General features: G+C 71.0%; 4 protein-coding genes. All 4 read left to right on the top strand.

What is annotated here, in order from left to right; all coding sequences use genetic code 11:
• Window positions 1–426, top strand: a 426-nt coding sequence (locus tag KH616_RS24050; protein WP_292253672.1) for a triphosphoribosyl-dephospho-CoA synthase, incomplete at its 5' end; no start/stop codon positions are given.
• Window positions 423–1,358 carry an acyltransferase domain-containing protein gene (locus KH616_RS24045; RefSeq protein ID WP_292253670.1) on the top strand — a complete coding sequence of 312 codons (936 nt, stop codon included), beginning with the start codon at window positions 423–425 and terminating at the stop codon, window positions 1,356–1,358. The genes KH616_RS24050 and KH616_RS24045, both read left to right, overlap by 4 nt.
• Window positions 1,359–1,450: 92 nt before the next feature.
• Window positions 1,451–1,972 (top strand): phospholipase D-like domain-containing protein, encoded by a 522-nt coding sequence (locus KH616_RS24040; protein ID WP_292253668.1) that lies wholly within the window; start codon window positions 1,451–1,453, stop codon window positions 1,970–1,972.
• Between the two features lie 174 nt (window positions 1,973–2,146).
• Window positions 2,147–2,574, top strand: a 428-nt coding sequence (locus KH616_RS24035) for a phosphoribosyltransferase family protein (protein ID WP_292253674.1), incomplete at its 3' end; no start/stop codon positions are given.

The following is a 2,574-nucleotide window of genomic DNA, read 5'->3' as shown; positions in this document are numbered from 1 at the left end:
CCGCGCCTGCCCGACAGCCACGGCGAATGCGTGCGCCGCCGCTATGGTGTCGGCGGCGCACGCCGCGAAGCGGCGGACGGCTTTCCGGCGGTCTACCGCATCGGTCTGCCTGCGCTGCGCCGCGCGGCGCGCGACGTGCCGGGCGATCCGGAGGCGGCGCGCGTCGATGCCTGCTTCGCGCTGATCGCGATGCTCGACGATACGAACCTGCTGCATCGGGGTGGACAGGCCGGTCTCGATTTTGCGCAGGCCGCGGCGCGCGCATTCATGGCGCGCGGCGGCGTACGGGCGAACGGCTGGCGCGAGCGTGCGGCGAGCGTGCATCGTGGGTTCGTTGCGCGGCGGCTGAGCCCGGGCGGCGCGGCCGACCTGCTGGCGATGAGCGTGTTTGTCGATGCGCTGGAACGCGGGGAGACGGCGTCATGACACTCGCGATCCTGTGTTCCGGTCAGGGCGGACAGCACGCGGACATGTTCGATCTGACCGGCGCCGCCCCGCAGGCCGACGCGCTGTTCGTGCAGGCAAGCCGGTTGCTGGGCGCTGATCCTCGTGTATGGGTGCGTGAGGCCGATCCCGATGCACGGCGGGAGAATCGTACGGCGCAACTGTTGTGCACGCTGCAGGCGCTTGCCGCCGCGGCGATGCTGGATGCGGTGCTGCCGCGCCGGCGCTGTGTCGCCGGTTACAGCGTTGGCGAGCTGGCGTCGTGGAGCATCGCCGGATTGATCGGCGCGGGCGAGACGCTCGATCTGGCCGACGCGCGCGCGCGTGCGATGGACGCCGCGAGCAGCGGCGACGAGGGCATGGCTTTCGTGCGGGGACTGCCGCGCGAGCGTGTGGCGGCGCTATGCGCGGATCGCGACGCCGCGATCGCGATCGCCAATCCCGGCGACGCATGCGTGATCGCCGGACGGCGTGTCGATATCGATGCGATCGCCGCCGAGGCGGCCCGCGACGGCGCACGGCTGGTGACGCCTATTTGCGTGCGGGTCGCGTCGCATACACGGCGTCTCGCGACGGCGGTGCCGGCGTTTCGGGCGGAGCTTGCGTCGGTCTGCGTGCGTCGTGCGCCGCTGCCGGGTACCCGGCTCTTTTCGGGGATCGACGGCGCGGTCGTGCTCGATGTCGGGGACGGGCTCGACAAGCTCGCGCGCCAGATCGCCGAGCCGGTCGAGTGGGCCGCGACGCTCGCCGGCTGTGTGGAGGCGGGCGCGACGGCGTTCCTCGAGCTGGGTCCCGGCCGTGCACTCGCGGAGATGGCCGCGAGCGCCTATCCCGCGCTGCCGGCACGCAGCCTGGCCGATTTCCGGTCGGTCGACGGTTTGACGAGCTGGCTCGCGCGCGTCGCGGCCGGCTGAACGCGTCTGAATCGATGCGTATCGGGCGCGTGTGTTGCGCCCGCGCGCCAGCCTTGCATGGGGCGCTTGCAACGCATGACGGCATCGCTACAATGGCGCCCGCCATGAGACCCGCCGCTTGCCTCGTCGTCGCGCTATGCTGCGCGACGGCTGCCCACGCCACGCCGATACCGTCCGACGCCGCGTCGGTCGGCGCCTATTTTTCCTACGACAATGCGGCCGCCGATGCGACCGTCGACCTGATCCGGCAAGCGCAACACCGGGTATGGCTGGCCGGGTACACGCAGGTGCCGCCCGCCGTCGCCGGCGCGTTGCGTGCGGCGCACGGGCGCGGGGTCGAAGTACGTGTGGTGCTGAACCGGGCATCGCGGTCCGGCCGATACAGCGGCGCTGCTTACCTGACCGGGGCGGGCATCGATGTCGCGATCGACACGCGGCATGCGGATCCCGCGCCGCGCTTCGTGATCGTCGACGACAGCGTCGCGCTGACGACATTGTCCGAGGGGGCGCCCGCGCAGGCGGAAACTGTGAATGTGTTCCCATGCGCGCCGGAACTGGCGCAGACCTACGCGCAGGCATTCTGGCGGTTGTACCGGCAGGCCGCCGGGCTCTGACGCCGTTTTTCGCCGAAAAAGACCGGCATGCATGGCGGGCGTGCGCACCGTCCGCCGCCGAACTTGAATTGCCGGATCGCATGCGCCATGCTCAAGACAGTCGCGGTGCGGTGGGCGCATGCGGCCACCGCCATCGCCCATCACGGCACCGAGGAGCGGAAAGGGCGGATCGTCATGGATCGTTTCGTCGATCGCGCCGACGCGGGCAATCAGCTCGCCAGCGCGCTGCGGGACTATGCGGGTCGCACCGACATCGTCGTACTGGCCTTGCCGCGCGGCGGCGTGCCGGTCGCGTATCCGGTGGCGCGCGCGCTTCATGCGCCGCTCGATGTGCTGGTCGTGCGCAAGCTCGGCGTGCCGTTCGATCCCGAACTGGCAATGGGGGCGATCGCGAGCGGCGGCGCCCTGTATCTGCAACGGTCGGTGATTGCGTCGATGGGCGTCTCCGACGCACAGTTCAACGAAGTGATGGCGCGGGAGACCGACGAACTGCGTCGTCGCGAGGCGCTGTACCGGGGCGCATGGCCGCCGGAACCGGTCGAAGGGCGCACGGCGATCGTCGTCGACGACGTCATCGCGACCGGCGCATCGATGCGCGTCGC

Origin of the sequence: Burkholderia sp. (assembly GCF_018375725.1) — a bacterium.
Lineage (GTDB): Bacteria > Pseudomonadota > Gammaproteobacteria > Burkholderiales > Burkholderiaceae > Burkholderia.
Note: the sequence above shows the minus strand (reverse complement) of the source record. Positions and strands in the feature narration are given on the sequence as shown.

What these genes read in the sequence shown, in the direction of transcription:
- KH616_RS24045 (WP_292253670.1), top strand. Translation starts at nt 423, where the DNA reads ATGACACTCGCGATCCTGTGTTCCGGTCAGGGCGGACAGCACGCGGAC.
- KH616_RS24040 (WP_292253668.1), top strand. Translation starts at nt 1,451, where the DNA reads ATGGCGCCCGCCATGAGACCCGCCGCTTGCCTCGTCGTCGCGCTATGC.